Genomic DNA, 19,363 nt, shown 5'->3' with positions numbered 1-19,363 from the left:
GTGCCGGTGGTTTTGAGGATTGCGGGGGACACCTGTGGCGTTGAAAGAATGGCTGCGGCAACACGGGCTGGACCGGTATGCTGCGCAGTTTGAAGAACATGAGGTCGGTGTTGATATTCTGGCAACCCTGACCGATGACGATCTGCGCGAGATCGGTTTGCCGCTTGGTGCGCGCAAACGTTTCATGAACGCGTTGCGTGATGCGTCAGACGCGGCCAAGCCGGAACTGGGTGAGCGGCGTCAGATCACGGTGCTATTTGGTGATCTGGTCGATTACACCGGGCTTGCCACACGTATGGACCCCGAAGATCTCGAGGCACTGATCGAACGGGTGGTGAGCCTGTGTCGGGAAGAAGTGTCACGCTGGGGCGGGCATGTCGCCAATTATCTCGGCGATGGTATCATGGTTTATTTCGGCTGGCCGCAAGCCTATGAAGACGCCCCTCAACGCGCGGCGCATGCGTCCTTGCGGATGCTCGAGGCGGTGGCCGGTCTCCGCGGACCTGATGGCCGTGCCCTGTCCATGCGGGTGGGCATGGCGACGGGACTTGTGCTGATCGGTCGGCGGCTTGAGGCTGGCATGGGCGAGGTCGAGACCGTCTTTGGCGAACCCCCGAACCTCGCCGCGCGGCTCGAGGCCAAGGCTGCGCCAGGGCAGGTCCTTTTGGATGCTTCCACCGCGCGGCTCTTGCCGGAGGGGCATTTTGCCAAGAGCGACCTTGGGGCCGACACATTCAAGGGGTTTTCCGAGCCGATGGGGGTTTGGCGGCTGGACGCGTCGCAAACCACGGCGCGCGCTCCGACCGGGGCCAATGCGCCGGGTCATACCATTGCGCTGCAGGGCCGCGACGGGGCGGTGGCGCAATTGCAGCACTGGTGGGAGGAAGCTCAGAACCAGAATTGCCTGCGCATGGTGCGCATTTCCGGTGAGGCGGGCATTGGCAAGAGCCACCTGGTCGGGCATTTCCTGCGGTCCTGTCAGCTTGGGGGGGCTGCGAGCTTTGAGCTGCAGTGCTGGCCTTATAACGAAAATGCAACGCTTTATCCGGTCGTGTCCTGTCTGAATACCCGTGCCGGGGTACAGCCCGGCGATGATGTTGCGCGACGGCGTCATGCCTTTGAGCGGATCGCAACCCAAGCAGGGCTGGATCCACAGCATTTCCTGCACGGGATGGGCGATCTTCTGGAACTGGGCGAGGTGCCGGAAAGACAAGGGGCGGAGGCGCGTCGTGCCGCGTGGTTCGCCACGATCACGGCAGCTCTGCGCGCCATATCCGAACGTGCGCCGGTATTGCTTGTCCTTGAGGACCTGCACTGGACCGACCCGCTGACCGAAGAGCTTCTGGATCATATCGCCGGGCATTGCACGGCATGCCGGATCATGATCGTGGCCACCACCCGGCAGATGTTCGAGCCGAACTGGGTGGATCATCCGCATGCGCGCCTGCTGGACCTGTCGCGGGTCGAGAGCGATGCCGCCGAAATGATCATTGACGGGTTGGCCGGGGCCTCCGGTCTGACCGCAGTAACCCGCCAGCGTATCATCGACGCATCGGACGGCGTTCCGTTATTCGTGCACGAACTGACCCGTGAGCTTTTGGAACGCAAGACCGCACAGGGCGATGGCGAACACATGACGATCCCGGCAACCCTGCAAGGGGTGCTGTCATCGCGACTGGACAGTGCCGAGGATGCCAAGCCGCTGGCACAGGTGGCGAGCTGCATCGGGCGCAAGTTTGCGCGCGATTTGCTGGTGAAAGTGGCGGGCCAGACAGAGTATGAAGTGCAACGTCGGTTGGATCGTCTGATGACGCTGGCGTTGGTCGAGCCGCTGGATGAAGGTGAGCCGACCTATATTTTTCGCCACGCGCTCATTCAGGAGGCGGCCTATCAATCCCAGCCACGCCGAAGCCGTCGCAAGGTTCATGGCAGGATCGCGGATCTGATGGCTGCACAGCCCGCTGCCGACGCCCTTCAGGTGGCCAATCACATGACCGTGGCGGAACGTTTTTCACCAGCGGTGGATTGGTGGAAACGGGCGGGTGATCGCGCCGCGCGGCGCTCGGCCCTGCGCGAGGCGGCGGAGCATTATCGCCGGGGGCTGGCCCTGTTCGACCGGATGTCCGAAAGCGAAGCGAACCGGGTCAAACGGCTTGGGATTTTGCTGGCTTTGGGGCCGGTCCTGTCCGCACTTGATGGGTATGGGGCAGACTCTGTCGGGACGCTGTTTCACGAGGCGGCGGACCTGTCGGAAGGGTTCGGCTCGGTGCCGGATCGCTTTGCGGTTCATCGCGGCCTCTGGATGTATCACCAGATGAGCGCGCAGTATCAACGCGCCGAAACCTCCGGGCAGGCGCTGCTTGATCTGGCCGAGGATGCGGGGCTGCAGGAACATGAAGCCGCTCGGCTTGAGGCGCATCGCGCGTTGGGCGCAACGGCATTCATGCTGGGCAAATTGACAACCGCGCGGCACCATCTTGAAACTGCGCTGCGCGGCTATCAGGCGCAGGATGCCGGAAAACATGTAGCGCTTTACGGAGATGATCCGGGGCTGGGATGTATGGCCTATCTTGGGGCGACGCACTGGTATCTCGGGGACCCGGAGCGCGCGGCCACCACCTGCGAAGATATGCTTGCACAGGCCCGCCAGGTTGATCACCCGTTCAGTATGGCACGCTCTCTGACTTTTTCCGCGTTTACATACCATCAGATGCGCGACCTCGACCGTCTCTTGCCAATCGCCGAAGACGCGGTCGCGCATGCGGACAAGTTCGAATTTCCCTTCCATTCCGGAGTGGGCCGTATCCTTTTGGGGTGGGGATTGTGTCAGGACGGGCGTTGCGATCAGGGATGGCCGGTCATCGAGCAGGGCTATGCCGAATACGCCAGTTCCGGCAGCCATATGTTGCAACCGCTTTACCTGTCGCTCATGGCAACCATCGCCGGTGCCCGGGGCGACGCGGACGCGGCTTGGCAGTTCTCAAAGCGGGCCATGGCGCGTATCGACGTCTCGCAGGAGGCCTTGGTGCTCCCTGAAGTGCTGCGGGTTCATGCAAAACTCCTGTTGGAGCGCGACGGAACCGACGCAGCCTTGCCCGTTTTCCGCAGGGCCATCGAGATCGCGCAGTCGCAAACATCCCGCTTTTGCGCATTGCGCGCGCTGACCCTTGCCGTGCCTCATGCACCCGATCTGGTCGTCACGATGCAGACCGAACTGGCGCATTTCCCCCCCACTATGCAAACATCGGATCTGAAGGCCGCGCGAACGGCTGTGGAGAGGGCAGAGAAAGGCGTGACATGAGTGCACAGAGCAACGACGGCAACGACAAGACGCATGACATCTGGAACGGCGAGGCAGGCAAGGACTGGGCCGAGAACCAGCGCGATCTTGATGATTTCCTGCGGGATGCGATGAATCAGCTCTTGGCGCAATTGCCGCTGCAACCCGGATTGCGCGCGCTGGAGATCGGCAGTGGCTCTGGCACCATGTCGATGGACATGGCCCGCATCGCGGGGGAGACGGGATATGTGCTGGGTTTGGATGTGTCCAAGGAGTTGCTTGCGCTGGCGCGACGCCGGGCCGAGGCGGCCAAGATGCACAACGTCGCGTTTCGCGACCTCGACATTCAGACACAGACGCTGGACGAGACCGGGTTCGACATCTGTGCTGCGCAGTTCGGAATGATGTTCTTTTCCGACCCGGTGCTGGCACTGGGCAATATTCGCGCGCATCTGAACCAAGGGGCGACGGTCGCCTTTAATGGTTGGGCGGATGAGGGAAACCCGTGGTTTTCCATCCCGCTCAAGATCGCCGAAACCTATCTGGGTCCGTTGGAGCAGGAGCCGAATGACGGTGCGCCCGCCCCCGGACCTTTGGCGTTTTCGGATGTGAGCTACGTAACAGAGCTCCTGACCAAGGCAGGCTACGCTGACATCAGGGGATGGCGGTCCGAGATCATGATCCGTCACCCCAACGGGCTGGAGGCTCTGATGCATTCGATCCGGTATGTTGGCCCCATTTCAACGCTCTATCGTCTGACGTCACCAGACGAAGCAACGCGTGAAAAGATTGCCCGCGACATTCGCAAGGAGTTTGCGCAATTTGTCCAACCGGACGGGAGCGTGGCCGTGCCAGGGCGCGTATCCATGTATCGGTGTCTGGCACCGTGAGCACGGATGTCCAATGGCTCCTGCTTGCGCTGCTGGGGCTGCAAGTCAAACATGTTCTTGCTGATTATGTTCTGCAATCTGGCTGGATGCTGGAAAGCAAGGGCCGCTATGGCGCGGCAGGCGGGATCGCCCATGCCGGGGTGCATGGGGTTCTGACAGCCTGTGTTCTGGCGCTGGGTGGTCTGGCTTTCGGTGTGGTGGCGGCCATCGCGGTGGCCGAGGCGGTTGTGCATTACCATATCGACTGGGGCAAGGAGCGCATTGTATCCGGCAAGGCGCTGGGCACCGGTGACGGAGGGTTCTGGTTGGTCCTCGGGCTGGACCAGTTCCTGCACCAGATCACATATCTCGGGATTATTTGGGCGGCACTGGCGCTGAGCTGAGGGATCAGGTCACGCCGCGTGCGCGCAGGTCCTCGATCTGTTCGGGCGTATAGCCAAGGCTTTGAAGGATCGCATCGGTATCCGCGCCAAGCGTCGGGATGCCCGCCATTTTCGGGTGATCCTCGGCATCCAGACCCGGGGGCAGGAGCGCGGGCAGCGCCCCGGTTGGGCTATCCACCATTTGCCAGCGGTTGCGGGCGGCCAGTTGCTCATGCGCCCACAGCCCTGCCATGTCGTTCATGCGGGCGTTTGCAATGCCGGCGTCGTCGAGACGCGCGAGGACATCGTCGGCGCCCAGATCGGCAAATCCCGCCTCGATCAGCGCGGTCAGAGCTGCGCGGTTTTCCGAGCGGGCGGCATTGCTGGCAAAGCTGGCATTACTGGTCAGATCCGGCTGTTTCAGGACGGATTTGCAGAACACCGCCCATTCCCGTTCGTTCTGAAGCCCCAGAATCACCGTGCCGCCGTCGCCGGTGGCAAAGGGGCCATAGGGAAAGATCGTGGCATGGGACGCGCCCGCACGCTCGGGCGGCGGGGCACCATCGGTGGCGTAATACATCGGGTAGCCCATCCATTCCGCCAGCGCCTCCAGCATGGAAATGTTGACATTGCGCCCCTTGCCGGTCTGGCCGCGTTCGATCAGCGCGGCGAGGATATTGGAATAGGCATACATGCCTGCAGCAATATCGGCGGCAGAAATGCCGCCCTTGGCCGGTGTCTCGGGGGTGCCGGTGATCGACAGGAATCCGGCTTCGGCCTGAATAAGAAGGTCATAGGCCTTGCGGTCGCGATGCGGGCCGTCGGGGCCGTAGCCGGAGATATTGCACAGGATCAGGCCGGGGTGATCGGCGTGCAGCGCACCCGCGTCCAGCCCCATGCGGGCCGCCGCGCCGGGGGCGAGGTTCTGGACAAAAACATCTGCCGTAGCAATCAGCTTGCGCAGCGCGGCCAGCCCGTCGGGGTCCTTGAGATCCAGCGTCAGGCTTTCCTTGGACCGGTTGGTCCAGGCGAAATGCGAGGAGATACCGCGCGCACGGGTGTCATAGGCGCGGGCGAAATCGCCGGTGCCGGGGCGCTCCACCTTGATCACCCGCGCGCCCAGATCGGCGAGCTGGCGGGTGGCAAAGGGCGCGGCAACGGCCTGTTCCAGTGACACAACGGTGATATGTTTCAGCGGCTGCATGGGATCAGAAAGACCGGGGCAGGCCCAGCACATGCTCGGCGACGTAGGACAGGATCAGGTTGGTCGAAATCGGAGCCACTTGATAGAGCCGCGTCTCGCGGAATTTGCGCTCCACGTCGTAATCGGCGGCAAAGCCGAACCCGCCATGGAATTGCAGGCAGGCATTGGCCGCTTCCCAACTGGCCTTGGCGGCGAGGTATTTGGCCATGTTCGCCTCGGCCCCGCAGGGTTGTCCGGCGTCGAACAGCGCACAGGCCTTGTCACGCATGAGGCTCGCGGCTTCGATCTCGATATGCGCCTCGGCGATGGGAAACTGCACGCCCTGGTTCTGGCCAATGGGGCGGCCGAACACCTCGCGCGTGCTGGCATAATCGGTGACCTTGTCGATGAACCAATGCCCGTCACCGATGCATTCGGCAGCAATCAGCGCGCGTTCGGCATTGAGCCCGTCGAGGATGTATTTGAAGCCCATCCCCTCTTCGCCAATGAGGTTCTCGGCAGGGATTTCGAGATTGTCAAAGAACAGTTCATTGGATTCGTGATTGACCATGTTCTCGATGGGTTTCACGGTCAGCCCCTGGCCAATGGCGTCCCGCAAATCGACGAGGAAGATTGACATGCCGCGCGACTTTTTCGTGACCTCGGCCAAAGGCGTGGTGCGCGCCAGAAGGATCATCAGATCCGAATGCTGGACGCGGGATATCCAGACCTTTTGACCGTTGATCACATAGCGGTCGCCCACGCGTTTGGCCGTGGTCTTGATCTTTGTCGTATCGGTGCCGGTGGTGGGTTCGGTCACGCCCATGCTTTGCAGGCGTAGCTCGCCCGACGCGATGCGCGGCAGGTACTCTTGCTTCTGCGTCTCCGATCCGTGGCGCAGGAGCGTACCCATATTGTACATTTGTCCGTGGCACGCGCCGGAATTGCCGCCCGAGCGGTTGATTTCCTCCATGATCACCGACCCCTCGGTAAGCCCAAGGCCTGAGCCGCCATATTCCTCGGGGATCAGCGCGGCCATCCAGCCCGCTTTGGTCAGGGCGTCCACGAACTCTTCGGGATAGGCGCGGTTGCGGTCGATCCTGCGGTGATATTCCGGTGGAAACGTGGCGCAGAGGGCACGAATGGCCTCGCGCAATTCGGAATGGGTCTCGGTCATACGTCTTTCAACCTTGCTGTGGCGTCCATGGCAAGTGCGCCGTCGTGGCGGCGGACCCAGAGGCGGATATCTCCGTCGTCGCCATGTGCGCCATGGACGGAAAACGGGTGATCGGCTATCACGGTGGACAGGGCGCGGAAGTCGAAACTGGCCACAATCCGGTCTGGATACTGTCTTCGCAGCAGGTCGAGCAGCAGCGTCGCCAGCAGCGGGCCATGCACGACAAGCCCGTCATAGCCTTCGGTGCCGGTGCAGAACGGATGGTCATAGTGGATGCGATGACCGTTGAAGGTCAGCGCGGAATAGCGAAACAACAGTACCGGGCCGGGGTCGATGTTTCGCGAAAAATCGCCCCTGTCCGGGGCCATTGGCGGGGGAGGGGGCACAGCGCCGGGTTTGGCGGCGTCGCGGTAGACGATGTCATGTTCCTCGTCGATGCCGATCCGGTCCTCGCAACTCACCAGGTGCTTGACCGTGACGAAGACCAGATCCCCGCTGCGCCCGGATTTGTGGGTCACCGACTGGACCGTCGAGGTCTTTTGCAGCGTCTCTCCGATATGCATCGGCGCGTGAAAGCGAAACCGGCTTCCCGCCCACATCCTGCGCGGTAATGGCACGGGCGGCAGGAAATCCCCCAAAGCCTGATGCCCGTCATAGCCAGCATCGCTCAGCTTGAAGATCGGCAGGAAATGCAGCCAATGCCACAGCGGCGGGAGCGCGGTCCCGTCCGCATAGGGCGGATCGTCCCGATCCAGCGTCGCGGCCAGCGCATTCGACGGGAAAGGCGCGATACGTTCAAGGCGCGTTTCGCTTTTGCCGACCCAGCTTTGCAGATGTGCGATATCCATGCCGCCCCCGTTCCAGACGCGGTGCAGGCTGGCATGCTCCCCGGGAAAAGAAAATCCCGAATTTACATCACTTGGGAACGATCAAAGCGGCGCTTTCTCTCCGCGCCACCAGCGGCGGATCTGGGCGAACATGCTGCGCTCGGACGGTTCGGTCAGGCATAGGAGGACAAAGCGGAGCGGGTCAATTTCGGTCATGCCGGTCCCCTTTCACGGGCTGGGCGGAACGGGTTGGAACTCTGGTGCGCGCATAAAACGGTAATGTATCGCGTGAGAGACAGGTCCGGCCCCCGTGGATGCGCGGAATGACGCAGGCGCGCATCGACATGGCCCAAAAGAAAACCGCCGGTTCTGGCGTGAACCGGCGGTTTCAAATTCGCATTCCGTGGACGGCTTAGCTGCCGCTTTCTTCCATCTCTTCGTCCATCGCTGGCGCGAGCGACTTGAGGAAGGCATAAAGGTCTTTTGCCTCGTCTTCCTTGCGCACGCGGTAGCTCATCTTGGAGCGGGCCTTGCCGTCGCCAGTGGCTTCCTGAACGGCAGCTTTGGGATCCATGACATAAGCCACGAATGTGGCTTCGTCGAACACCATGCCTGCCTCGCCCGCGGCAATATGGTCGTTGCCATAGCGGAAATCTTCGACAGTGCCGGCAGTGCGGCCCACGACACCATAAAGGTTCGGGCCGGTCTTGCCGTTGCGGCCGGCCAGCACTTCGCCCTCGTCATTTTGCACGACGTGGCAGGACTGGCATTTCTTGAATGCATTCTCGCCTTTGGCCGCGTCGCCGGTGGCGGTCAGGTCGGGACCATGGCTTTCCGCGAATGCGGGGGCAGCAAGCAACATGGCGAATGCGCCGCTGATGGCTAGAGTCTTCATTTGGATGTCTCCTCTGCTTCTGGTGCAAACAGATATAAATGGCACGGGGATGGTCAACCCGGCGCGGCGCGACAGATTGCCCACGCGCAACAAGGCGCTGGTCTCGTGCTGTTGATTTACATGGAATGACGGTATGACGCGATCCGACCAAAGTGGCGCAACAGAGAAAGGGCGGCATGGTGACGGTACAGACCGACAATCTGGCGACCAAGATCCCGGCATGGGTCGATGGCGTGCTGACCCCGGTCGGCAAGCTGGACGCGCATGTCAAAGGTCTGCGGCACAAGGCCGTTTCGGTCTTTGTCATCGGCCCCGAGGGGATATTGTTGCAGCAACGCGCAGAGGGCAAATATCATACCCCGGGGCTTTGGGCGAATACCTGCTGCACCCATCCACACTGGGATGAAGCGCCCGAGACCTGTGCGATCCGCCGGTTGGATGAAGAGCTTGGGATCACCGGTGTCGCGCCGAAGTGGCGGCAACAGGTCGAATATCGCGCGGATGTGGGGGACGGTTTGATCGAGCATGAAGTGGTCGAGATTTTTGTCGTCACGACAATGGATGCTATATCTGTGACGCCCAACCCGGACGAGGTTCAGGCCGTGCGCTGGGTGACGCGCGGCGCGTTGCTGGAGGAGCTGGCCCACCATCCCGACCGGTTCACGCCCTGGCTACATGTCTACATGACGGATCATGCAGACGGGATATTCGCGTCCGGGGCCTGAGCCGCGCGGTCGTGACTTGCTGGTACATGCGGGGCCAAACGTGTATCTGGTGCGCGACAACTGACAACGAGGCTCCCATGACAGACGCCCAAGGCGAGATTGACCAGACGGCCTGCCGCGTGCTCAGGACCGAGGCGGAGGCCCTGACGACCCTTGCGGGCAATTTGCCTGCGGATTTTGAACGCTCCGTTCGGCTTCTGGCCGGAGTTGAGGGGCGGGTCATTATCTCGGGTATCGGCAAATCGGGTCATATCGGGCGCAAGATTTCCGCGACACTCGCTTCGACCGGCACGCCGTCCTATTTCGTGCACGGGGCCGAGGCGAGCCATGGTGACCTTGGCATGATCACGCGCCATGACGTGTGTCTATTGATCTCGAATTCGGGCGAGACTCTGGAGCTGCGCGATATCCTCCTGCATTGCAAACGCTTCTCGATTCCGCTGATCGGGATTTCGTCGAACCCCGACAGCACCTTGATGAAGGCGGCGGATTACCGTCTGACCCTGCCGAAACTGCCCGAGGCCTGTCCGATGGGGCTGGCCCCCACCACATCGACAACGCTGACGCTGGCGCTGGGGGACGCGCTGGCCGTGGCGGTGATGGAGTTGCGCGGGTTCAAATCCGAGGATTTTCAGGTCTTCCACCCGGGCGGAAAACTGGGCGCGCAGCTCAGCCGGGTCGAGGATCTGATGCATGGCGGCGAAGAACTGCCGCTGGTGCCATCGGATATGGCCATGGGGGACGCGCTGTTGACCATGACCTCCAAGGGGTTTGGCATCGCGGCTGTGGTGCAGGATGGCAAGCTGGTGGGCGTGGTTTCGGACGGCGATTTGCGGCGCAATATGGGCCGGTTGATGGAAATGACGGCAGGCGAAATGGCCAGCCGCAATCCGGTGACCGTGACGCCCGATATACTGGCCGCCGAGGCGCTGGCCATTCTCAATGAGCGCAAGATCGGCGCGCTTATGGTGGTCGATGCTGAAAACTGCCCCGTGGGGGTGGTCCATATCCACGATGTGTTGCGGGCAGGTGTTGCATGAAAACGGTCATTCTCATTCCGGCGCGTTACGCGTCCACGCGCTATCCCGGAAAACCGCTGGCCACACTGCGCCAGAAGGACGGCAGCGAAAAGACATTGATCCAGATGTCCTGGGAGGCGGCGGGGCAGATCGCGGGCGTTGACGCGGTACATGTGGTTACCGATGACGAGCGCATCCGCGACCATGCGGCTGGGTTTGGCGCGTCGGTCATCATGACCTCGCCAGAGGCGGAAAACGGCACCGCGCGATGTGCAGAAGCGGTGGCCAACGGCGCTGTCTCGGCCGAACTGATCGTGAATTTTCAGGGTGATGCGCCGCTCACCCCGCCGTGGTTTGTCGAGGATCTTATCGCGGCGATGAAGGCCGATCCGGATGCTCAAATGGCGACACCTGTGCTGCAATGCGATCCGGCGACCTATGCGATGTTTGTCGAGGACCGGCAGAACGGGCGCGTGGGCGGCACGACGGCGGTGTTCGGCGATGACAATCGCGCGCTCTATTTCTCCAAGGAAATCGTGCCCTATATCGACCCGGACAAGGTACCCGCGACCGATATCCCGGTCTATCACCATGTGGGTGTCTATGCCTATCGGCCCGAAGCGTTGAAGGCATACACAAGCTGGGGCGTCAGCACGCTTGAGACCTTGGAAGGGCTGGAACAGCTGCGTTTTCTCGTGCATGGCACCCCGGTGCGCTGTGTCGAGGTCGAGGCCCGGGGCCGTGTATTCTGGGAGTTGAACAACCCGGCCGATGTGGCCCGGATCGAAAAGGTATTGCAGGATGGTTGACGCAAAAACAGTGCAGGTGGGCGAGGCCCCGATTTCGGCAAATGATCCTCTGGTGATGATCACCGGTCCCTGCCAGCTTGAAAGCCTTGACCACGCGCGCATGATGGCAGAGCGGATTTCCGAGGCCTGCGCCAAGACCCGCACGCCGTTCATCTTCAAGGCCAGCTATGACAAGGCGAACCGCTCCTCGATCTCGACCCAGCGGGGGTTGGGCATGGAGGAGGGGCTGACCATCCTGTCGAAGATCCGCGAAGAATTTGGCTGTCCTGTGCTGACCGATGTGCATTCCGAAGCGCAATGCGCGCCCGTCGCGCAGGCGGTCGATGTGCTTCAGATCCCTGCCTTTCTTTGTCGTCAGACCGACCTGCTCCTGGCTGCCGGGGAAACCGGCGCGGCGATCAATGTGAAAAAGGGTCAGTTCCTTGCGCCCTGGGACATGGGCAATGTGGCCGAGAAAATCGCCTCGACCGGGAATGAGCGGATCATGCTTTGTGATCGCGGCACATCCTTTGGCTATAACACGCTGGTCAGCGATTTCCGCTGTCTGCCGATCATGGCCGAGACCGGCTATCCAGTGGTTTTCGACGCCACCCATTCGGTGCAGCAGCCCGGGGGCCAAGGCACCACAAGCGGCGGCCAACGTGAGTTCGCGCCGCTTCTGGCCCGCGCGGCGGTGTCCATCGGCGTGGCGGCGGTGTTTATTGAAACACATGAAGACCCGGACAATGCACCTTCGGACGGGTCGAACATGATCCCGGTGCATGAGCTGCAGGATCTGGTTGTTCGGCTTGTGGTTTTGGACCGATTGGCCAAAATGTCGTAAAGCGTCGTTTTGATCAGCGGCGTTCAAGGGAGGATACGCCGATGATCAGCAACACGCTTAGAGACGTTTGGGCCGGGGGCGACCCGGTTCTGCAGGGGTGGCTGTCGATTGCCAACAGCTTCACCGCCGAGATCATGGCCGCACAAGGCTATGACGCCGTGACCGTCGATCTGCAACATGGCGCAGTGGATTACGCCGATGCGCTCGGAATGTTTCAGGCGATGCGCGCCTCTGGCGTGATGATCGGCGCGCGGGTGCCGTGGCTTGAACCCGGGATCATCATGAAGATGCTGGATGCGGGCGCGATGCAAATCATCTGCCCTATGGTGAACACCCCCGAACAGGCGGCGGAATTCGTCAGCTACATGCGCTATCCGCCCAAGGGACAGCGCAGTTTTGGGCCAACCCGGGCTGCCTTTGCCCAGGGGTCTGATTTCACAGCACGCGCCAATGACGAGGTGATCGGCTGGGCCATGGTGGAGACGCAGCAGGCGTTTGACAATCTCGACGCCATTGCCGCGACGCCGGGGCTGGACGGGATTTACGTGGGACCGGCGGATCTGACCTTTTCGCTGCATCAGGGGAAATATGCGCCGGGGCTGGACCGGGAAGAACCCGAGATGATCGAGGCCCTGCAACAGATCGTGTTGGCCTGCCACCGCAACGGCATCAAGGCGGCGCTGCATTGCGGGACGCCAGACTATGCGGCGCGGGCGGTTAGCTGGGGCTTTGACATGGTGACGGTCAGCGGGGATTCCCGGCTATTGGCCAGTGCCGCGTCTGCAAGTGTTGCCGCGTTCCGCAAGGCAACAGGCGTCGGCGAGGACAGTGTCACGGAAAAGCGGGACACGGCCTATTGAGAGGCCGTGTCAGTTGTTCACCCCAGCGCGTCGCGCTTGTTGTGGCGGATGGATGACATCAGTGCCAGACCGATCAAGGCAACGCCAATGCCGCCGGTGATGGTTTCGGGGATGTGCACCAAGGATTGCAGGAACATGATCAGCGACAGCGCAAAGATCGAATAGAACGCCCCATGTTCCAGATAGCGGAACTGTTGCAGCGTGCTCTTTTCCACCAGCATGATCGTCATGGAACGCACATACATCGCGCCGATGCCCAGACCGATGGCGATCAGCAGGATATTCGCGGTGAGCGCGAAGGCCCCGATCACACCGTCAAAGGAAAAGCTGGCGTCCAGCACCTCAAGATAGAGAAACGCCCCCAGCCCGCCGCGTGCGCCGATCTCGGCCACGGATTTGGAGGATTGGTCGAGGAAGGTCCCCAACCCGTCCACCATCGTGAACACCAACAGGCCCATGATGGCCGAGAACAGGAACGTGGCCTGATAGCTTTCGGGCAGTGCCATGCAGATGGAGGCCACGATGATCAGCACAAAGGCAATCTCGAAGCCCCGGACCGATCCGCATTTGCGCAAGCGGCGTTCCAGCGCCTCGATCCAGTCGATGGATTTGTCCTCATCCACGAAAAAGCTGAGCGCCACCATCATCAGGAAAGTACCGCCAAAGGCCGCGATGGCGCCATGTGACTGGTCAATGATCCGGGCGTATTCATCCGGGTCCGCCAGCGCGAGCCGTACCGCCTCGAACGGGTTCACCCAGGCAAAGACAGCCACGATGATCAGCGGAAAGACGATGCGCATGCCAAACACGGCGATCAGGATCCCCCATGTCAGGAAGCGCCGTTGCCAGACTGGGGTCATATCTTCCAGCTTGTTGGCGTTCACCACCGCGTTGTCAAAGGACAGCGATATTTCAAGCGCCGCCAGCACCGATCCGATCAGCAGAAAGGACCAGATACCGGCCTGCGTGCCTTCGGTTTCCCATCCCAGCCAGCCGGACAGGAACAGTCCGACGGCTGTGACAATGAGCGGCCATTTGAGATAGGAGAGTGTGCTACGTTTCACGCTCATCATCAGTTCCCCGAAAGGACGGCAGGCAGCCACAGAACGATCTGCGGGAAGATGAAGATCAGGGCCAGGCCGAAGAGTTGCACCAGCATGAACTGCATCATGCCAAGGTAGATGTCGCGCAGGTCCCAATTCGGCACCACGCCTTTCAGGAAGTAGGCCGAAAGCGCGACGGGCGGACTGAGCCATGCCGTCTGAAGGTTCACCGCCACGAGGATCCCGAACCAGACCATCAATTCATAGCGTTCAAGCCCATGGACCGAGAGTGCCTCGACAGTCGGAAGCAGGATCGGGACGACGATCAACACAATCGGCACCCATTCCAGCGGCCAGCCGAGCAGGAAGATCAGCGTCATGACCAACAACAGGATGAGGTAGGGCGACATCTCCAACCCGAGCAGAAGCTCTGTCATCATCTTCGGCGTACCCAGGGCGCTGAACTGTGCGCCAAAGAAGTTCGACGCGGCCACCAGGAACATGATCAGCACCGTGATTTCCAGAGCTTTGATCAGGCTGTCGAAGAAGCTGGGGATCGTGAATTTGCGATATCCGATCGACAGCAGGATCGCACCAAAGGCCCCCATCGCGGCCGCCTCGGCCGGTGTTGCAAGACCTAGGAGGATCGACCCCAGTGCAAAGGAGATCAGAATCGTCGGCGGCATCAGCCCCGCAAAGAATTCATCCCAAAGTTCGGAGAAGTAGAAGCTTTCATCCGCGTTCGGGCTGTAGATCGGACGGGCCAGCACCGCCAGGAGCACGGTGAAGGCTGCAAAGACGATGGACCATGTCGGCAGGCCGCCGTCGTCGCCGATATTAGCGACGATCATATAGAGGTGGAACAGGACCGCGATAGGGAGGACGATCCGAAGTACGTTCAGCTTGCGGTAGGCTGCGTAAGCCACCGCGACGGTGATCCCTATCACGATCAGGCCACCAAAGGGGACGACCCCACCAAAGGCACCACCAAGTCCCAGCCCGAAGACACGGCAAACGGTCAGGATTCCCAGGCAGATCAAAGCCACCTCGGCCCCGTAATAATTGGACGTATCGGGCTGGTCTTCCTCGGGCAGGATCGGACCCAGGCTTGGGTTCAACCAACAGCGCCCGAGCGTGTAGATCAGGTAAAGCGACGCGAGGAGTGCCCCGGGAATGAAGGCCCCCCGGAACAGATCAAGTGTCGAGACCTCAAGCACCGGTCCCATGACGATCAGCATGATCGAGGGCGGGATCAGAATGCCCAACGTACCGCCCGCCGTGATCGTGCCCGCGGCCAGCTGCACGTTATATCCCGAACGGCTCATGGTGGCGCCGGCCATGATGCCGAGAAGTGTAACCGATGCGCCGACGATACCCGTTGCCGCAGCGAAGATCGTCGAGACGATCAACACGGCGATGAACAGCGCGCCTCGGACACGCGCCATGATCATCTGGATCGACGCAAAGAGCCGCTCCATCAGGCCTGCGGCTTCCATCACGATCCCCATCAAAACGAAGAGCGGAACCGCCATAAGCTGGTCGTTCAGCATGGTCGAGTTGGTGTTCAGCGTCATCAGCAGGGTCGTGAGCTTGAAATTGGCACCCCAAATGCCGAACACGAAGGCCAGGAAGATCAGCGTGAACGAGATCGGAAAGCCGATGAAGATGACAAACAGCATCGCGAACAGCATGATCAGCCCGATGGTGGCTTTGTCGAGGTTCGGACGGGCCGACATTATGTCGGTGAACCATTCGCCGCCCGGCACCCAATCCGGCGCAAAAATCGCCATGATCAGCCAGGCCAGACCGATGAGATAGAACGGCAACGCGCGCACGAACAAGCGTTCGCGTGCTTTGCCCATCTTATGGAACGCGCGGAAGATTTCCGGGATGCCCTGCAGCATCAGCAGAAAGCCACCTACCGGCATCGCCAGACGCGCGGGCCACAGGATCGGCTGCCAGGCGCTGTCGAGCGCGAGGGTCTCGCCCGTGGTGTAGGCCAGCCACCAATATTCTGCCGAAACGATGGTAAAAAAGATCATCGAAGGCATGAAGAACAACAGGTACAGCGATGCATCCACCGTTGCCTGGGTCTTTTCCGACCAGTTGCGATAGAGGAAATCGGCGCGGATATGCACGCCGCGCATCAGGCCATAGCCTGCCGCCGCCATAAACAGGACACCCGCGATCATCCGGCTGGTGTCATAGACCCAAAGCGTCGGACCCAGGCCAAGCGAGCGCGCCAGGTCCTCAAAGCCCGCGTCCTGCAGGATCGCAAAGAGGTTCCGGGAGAACACCTCGTAAACCACCACCACGATCAGCGGCACCATGAGCAGGGCAATGAGCTGTCCCGCGCGATAGTTGATCACGTCAATTGCCGCGGTGATCGGGCGCTGCCATGCCGTCATATCCTTGGGCGTTTCGCCCGGAGCCTCGGCGCGGCGCTCTGCAATCAACTCGTCCGCGATTTCCAGATCTTCTGGATTCGGTTCGTCTGCGGCCATGGTTGGTCCCTCCCGTCGACGAGGATTTTTTATCCACGTTCTTCTTTTCGAAGCACCCTGCTACGGCGCTTGAAAAAGAAGAACGAACGGGCCCACGCGGGGGCCCGTTCTGAAACGATGTTACTTCAGAGTGTCCGCGAAGGCGCGCCCAAGGCTCGCGTTCGAGGTCTGCGCGCCGGCCCAGAACGGAACGGCGATTTCGGCGAAGTCCTTTTGGGACTGCCACACTTCCGCGAAGAACGCGTTCTCGTCCGCAGCGGCCTGAAGCGCCTTGTTTGCGGCGGCGGAATACTCGGTAAAGTAGTCCGCAGGCGTGTCTTCAAGGATGACGCCGTGGTTGTCGGTCAGGTCCTTGAGCGCCTTGCCGTTCTCGTAGATCCGGTAGGATAGCGATTTGGACAGCGAGGCATTGGCCGCAACTTCAAGCGCCATCTGCTCTTGCTCGGTCAGGCTGTCGTAGAAGTCGCGGTTCACATACATGTCCGCGTTCACGGTGACCTGGTGCAGACCTTGCAGGTAGTAGTGCTTGAGCACCTTCTGGAAGCCGAAGACCGAGTCAGGCTTGGGGCAGCACCATTCAGCTGCGTCGATGGTGCCTTTTTCCAGCGCTGGCAGGATGTCGCCGCCGCCCATTGCCACGGCGGGAACGCCGATGTCAGCATAGGCCGCGCCAACCATGCCCGGAGGGGCGCGGAACCGCATCTGACGGAAGTCATCCATCGATTTGATCGGCTCGGGGAACCAGCCCAGGGCCTCGGGGCCAACCGGCTGCAGCATGAAGCCTTTGACGTTCACGCCCATCTCGTCCCAGAGGCGGTCATACAGCTCGCGGCCGCCGCCATACTGGAACCAGCTCAGGAACGCGATGTTGTCGAGGCCAACACCCGCACCGGCGACAGGTGCGCCAAAGAGGTTGGCTGCCACGTGCTTGCCGCCCCAATAGTGGGTCCATGCAAAGCCGCCTTCGACCAGACCGGCGTCAACGGCATCCATAATGTCGCGGGGGCCGACCACGGCACCCGCAGGCAACACTTCAATGGTCAGAGAGCCGTTGGTCAGGGCGGCAACGTCGTTGCCGAATTCCTTCAGCATGACGACCTCGTCGGCCGTGTTCGGCAGAACCGACTGGATGCGCAGGACCTTTTCGGCCATGGCGGCACTTGCCGTCATGGCAAGCACAGCTGCGCCAATAGTTAGGGTTTTGAGATTGATCATCAATTTTCCTCCCTTGATGGATGCCTTCTTGGTTATGAATTTTTGCCGGGAGCGAAGGCCTTGCCCCGGCATGTTTGTCTTTCGGATGGCGCGGCTCCTCTTCCGGCCGCCGAAAGGGCAAATTCGAACCTGTCAGATCATCGCGCCGCGTCCTCCAGAATGAGATCGCTGGCCCGTTCCCCGATCATGATCGCGGGGGCGTTGGTATTGCCGCTGACAATCTGCGGCATGATCGATGCATCGGCCACGCGCAATCCGGCGACGCCTTTCACCCGCAAGCGTGGATCGACAACGGCCATTGCGTCAACGCCCATTTTGCAGGTGCCGGTCGGGTGATAGATTGTCACCGCCGTGCGGCGTGCCCAGTCGAGCGTTGCGTCTTCATCGTCAAACGCCACCCCGGCGCCGGGCGCGTGTTCTTCGCTGATATGGTATTTGAGCGGGTTGGTCTGTGCGATCCTGCGGGCAATCTGGATGCCCTTGACGATGGTCCGGCAATCGGTGTCTGTGGCGAGGTAATTCGGATGTATCTCGGGGTGGTCGTCCATATTGGCCGAGCTCAGCGTCAGATGCCCCGCGCTTTCCGGGCGCAGTTGCAGGACCGAGGCGGTGAAGGCCGAGAATTTATGTGCGCCCTCTGCCGGGCTGTCGGCGCTGAAGGGCTGAATGTGGAACTGGATATCCGGGGTTTCCAGCCGCTCATCCGTCTTGAGGAACCCGGTGCCAAGGCTGGCGGCCATGGTCATGGGGCCGCGCTGGGTCAGCGCATATTGCAGCGCGATCATGCCCTGTTTGAACAGGTTATTGGTCTCGGTGTTGATCGTGCTGAGATCGGTCTTGAAGACCGGGCGGGCCTGAAGGTGATCCTGCAGGTTCTTGCCCACGCCTTTCACTTCGGCCTGCATCTCGATGCCGTGCGGGCGGATATCGTCCGGATCGCCAATGCCCGACAGCATAAGTATCTGCGGCGAGCCGATGGCCCCGGCGCTCAGGATCACTTCGCAGCGCGCGCGGATATCCGTCATCTTGCCATGCACCCGGGCGCGGACGCCCACCGCGCGGCCATCTTCGATCAGCAGCTTTTCGGTCTGGGCATTGGTCAGGATTTCAAGGTTCTGCCGCCCGCGCGCCGGTTTCAGATAGGCCAAAGCCGACGAGCATCGCCGCCCGCCTTTCATGGTAAGCTGGAAATACCCGACGCCTTCCTGATCCGCGCCGTTGTAATCGGGGTTGCGCTTGTAGCCTGCCGCCTCTGCCGCATCGACCCAGAGATCGACGATGTCGCGCGACAGCCGCGAATTCTGAACCGAAAGCGGGCCGTCCCTGCCACGCAAGCCGGTGTCATCCGGCCCGTTCCATGTCTCGGCGCGTTTGAAACAGGGCAACACATCGTCCCAGGACCAGCCCGTGCAACCAAGCTGGGCCCAGTGATCGTAATCCTGAGGTTGGCCACGGACATAGAGCAGCCCGTTGATCGAGCTCGACCCGCCCAGTACCCGGCCACGGGGCCACGGAATGGAGCGTCCGGCTATACCGGGATCGGCCTGTGTCTTGTAGCGCCAGTCGGTATTCGGGTTGCCCATGGTGCGGAAATAGCCAACCGGAATGTGAATCCACGGGTTGGTGTCGCGCCCGCCGGCCTCAAGCAGGGCGACGGTATGGCGGCCATCGGCAGAGAGCCGATTGGCCAATGCGCATCCGGCTGAACCGGCGCCTACAACGACGAAATCAAATTCCATACCACCCCGAAG

The 19,363-nt window shown here is 61.4% G+C and carries 16 protein-coding genes; 8 read left to right on the top strand and 8 right to left on the bottom strand.

Features of this window, described 5'->3' with window-relative positions; all coding sequences use genetic code 11:
* Positions 1-34 precede the first annotated feature (34 nt).
* The 3 genes from PGB28_RS12500 to PGB28_RS12490 are packed head-to-tail and all read left to right on the top strand — an operon-like array spanning position 35 to position 4,553.
* Entirely contained in the window at positions 35-3,301 is a 3,267-nt protein-coding gene (locus tag PGB28_RS12500) for an adenylate/guanylate cyclase domain-containing protein (RefSeq protein ID WP_271421845.1), read from the top strand.
* Positions 3,298-4,170, top strand: a complete 873-nt coding sequence (locus PGB28_RS12495) for a class I SAM-dependent methyltransferase (RefSeq protein WP_271421844.1) — start codon at positions 3,298-3,300, stop codon at positions 4,168-4,170. Before PGB28_RS12500 ends, PGB28_RS12495 begins: the two co-directional genes overlap by 4 nt.
* The gene (locus PGB28_RS12490; protein ID WP_271421843.1) at positions 4,167-4,553 is read left to right on the top strand and encodes a DUF3307 domain-containing protein; all 387 of its coding nucleotides are present in this window, start codon (positions 4,167-4,169) and stop codon (positions 4,551-4,553) included. Before PGB28_RS12495 ends, PGB28_RS12490 begins: the two co-directional genes overlap by 4 nt.
* 4 nt (positions 4,554-4,557) lie before the next feature.
* Here PGB28_RS12490 and PGB28_RS12485 read toward each other — a convergent pair whose 3' ends face one another.
* The 4 genes from PGB28_RS12485 to PGB28_RS12470 form a co-directional block, all read right to left on the bottom strand.
* Positions 4,558-5,736, bottom strand: a complete 1,179-nt coding sequence (locus tag PGB28_RS12485; RefSeq protein ID WP_271421842.1) for a CaiB/BaiF CoA transferase family protein — start codon at positions 5,734-5,736, stop codon at positions 4,558-4,560.
* Positions 5,737-5,740: 4 nt separating this feature from the next.
* Positions 5,741-6,892 carry an acyl-CoA dehydrogenase family protein gene (locus PGB28_RS12480; RefSeq protein WP_271421841.1) on the bottom strand — a complete coding sequence of 384 codons (1,152 nt, stop codon included), beginning with the start codon at positions 6,890-6,892 and terminating at the stop codon, positions 5,741-5,743.
* Positions 6,889-7,740 (bottom strand): FAS1-like dehydratase domain-containing protein, encoded by an 852-nt coding sequence (locus PGB28_RS12475; RefSeq protein ID WP_271421840.1) that lies wholly within the window; start codon positions 7,738-7,740, stop codon positions 6,889-6,891. The genes PGB28_RS12480 and PGB28_RS12475 overlap by 4 nt, the downstream gene beginning before the upstream one ends.
* Positions 7,741-8,131: 391 nt before the next feature.
* A complete protein-coding gene (locus PGB28_RS12470; protein WP_271421839.1) occupies positions 8,132-8,614 on the bottom strand; it encodes a c-type cytochrome in 483 nt (160 codons plus the stop codon).
* Positions 8,615-8,814: 200 nt separating this feature from the next.
* Here PGB28_RS12470 and idi point away from each other — a divergent pair, with 200 nt between their 5' ends.
* From idi to PGB28_RS12445, 5 genes are all read left to right on the top strand, one after another.
* Positions 8,815-9,339: an isopentenyl-diphosphate delta-isomerase gene (idi, locus tag PGB28_RS12465; protein ID WP_271421948.1), complete on the top strand. Its 525-nt coding sequence runs from the start codon at positions 8,815-8,817 to the stop codon at positions 9,337-9,339.
* Between the two features lie 77 nt (positions 9,340-9,416).
* Positions 9,417-10,379 (top strand): KpsF/GutQ family sugar-phosphate isomerase, encoded by a 963-nt coding sequence (locus PGB28_RS12460; RefSeq protein WP_271421838.1) that lies wholly within the window; start codon positions 9,417-9,419, stop codon positions 10,377-10,379.
* Positions 10,376-11,167, top strand: a complete 792-nt coding sequence (locus PGB28_RS12455; protein ID WP_271421837.1) for a 3-deoxy-manno-octulosonate cytidylyltransferase — start codon at positions 10,376-10,378, stop codon at positions 11,165-11,167. Before PGB28_RS12460 ends, PGB28_RS12455 begins: the two co-directional genes overlap by 4 nt.
* A complete protein-coding gene (kdsA, locus tag PGB28_RS12450; protein ID WP_271421836.1) occupies positions 11,160-11,990 on the top strand; it encodes a 3-deoxy-8-phosphooctulonate synthase in 831 nt (276 codons plus the stop codon). Before PGB28_RS12455 ends, kdsA begins: the two co-directional genes overlap by 8 nt.
* 41 nt (positions 11,991-12,031) lie before the next feature.
* The gene (locus tag PGB28_RS12445; protein ID WP_271421835.1) at positions 12,032-12,850 is read left to right on the top strand and encodes an HpcH/HpaI aldolase family protein; all 819 of its coding nucleotides are present in this window, start codon (positions 12,032-12,034) and stop codon (positions 12,848-12,850) included.
* 17 nt (positions 12,851-12,867) lie between these two features.
* Here PGB28_RS12445 and PGB28_RS12440 read toward each other — a convergent pair whose 3' ends face one another.
* The 4 genes from PGB28_RS12440 to PGB28_RS12425 form a co-directional block, all read right to left on the bottom strand.
* Positions 12,868-13,920, bottom strand: coding sequence for a DUF475 domain-containing protein (locus PGB28_RS12440; RefSeq protein ID WP_271421834.1), 1,053 nt, complete (start codon positions 13,918-13,920; stop codon positions 12,868-12,870).
* A 2-nt stretch (positions 13,921-13,922) separates the two neighbouring features.
* Positions 13,923-16,397, bottom strand: a complete 2,475-nt coding sequence (locus tag PGB28_RS12435) for a TRAP transporter large permease subunit (protein ID WP_271421833.1) — start codon at positions 16,395-16,397, stop codon at positions 13,923-13,925.
* Positions 16,398-16,517: 120 nt separating this feature from the next.
* A complete protein-coding gene (locus tag PGB28_RS12430; RefSeq protein WP_271421832.1) occupies positions 16,518-17,612 on the bottom strand; it encodes a TRAP transporter substrate-binding protein in 1,095 nt (364 codons plus the stop codon).
* A 137-nt stretch (positions 17,613-17,749) separates the two neighbouring features.
* Positions 17,750-19,351 (bottom strand): GMC family oxidoreductase, encoded by a 1,602-nt coding sequence (locus PGB28_RS12425; protein WP_271421831.1) that lies wholly within the window; start codon positions 19,349-19,351, stop codon positions 17,750-17,752.
* Positions 19,352-19,363: the final 12 nt, after the last annotated feature.

It is taken from the genome of Primorskyibacter aestuariivivens (genome assembly GCF_028023675.1).
Taxonomy (GTDB): Bacteria; Pseudomonadota; Alphaproteobacteria; order Rhodobacterales; family Rhodobacteraceae; genus Marinovum; species Marinovum aestuariivivens.
The sequence above is the reverse complement of the archived record's forward strand: the minus strand, read 5'-3'. Positions and strand labels throughout refer to the sequence as shown.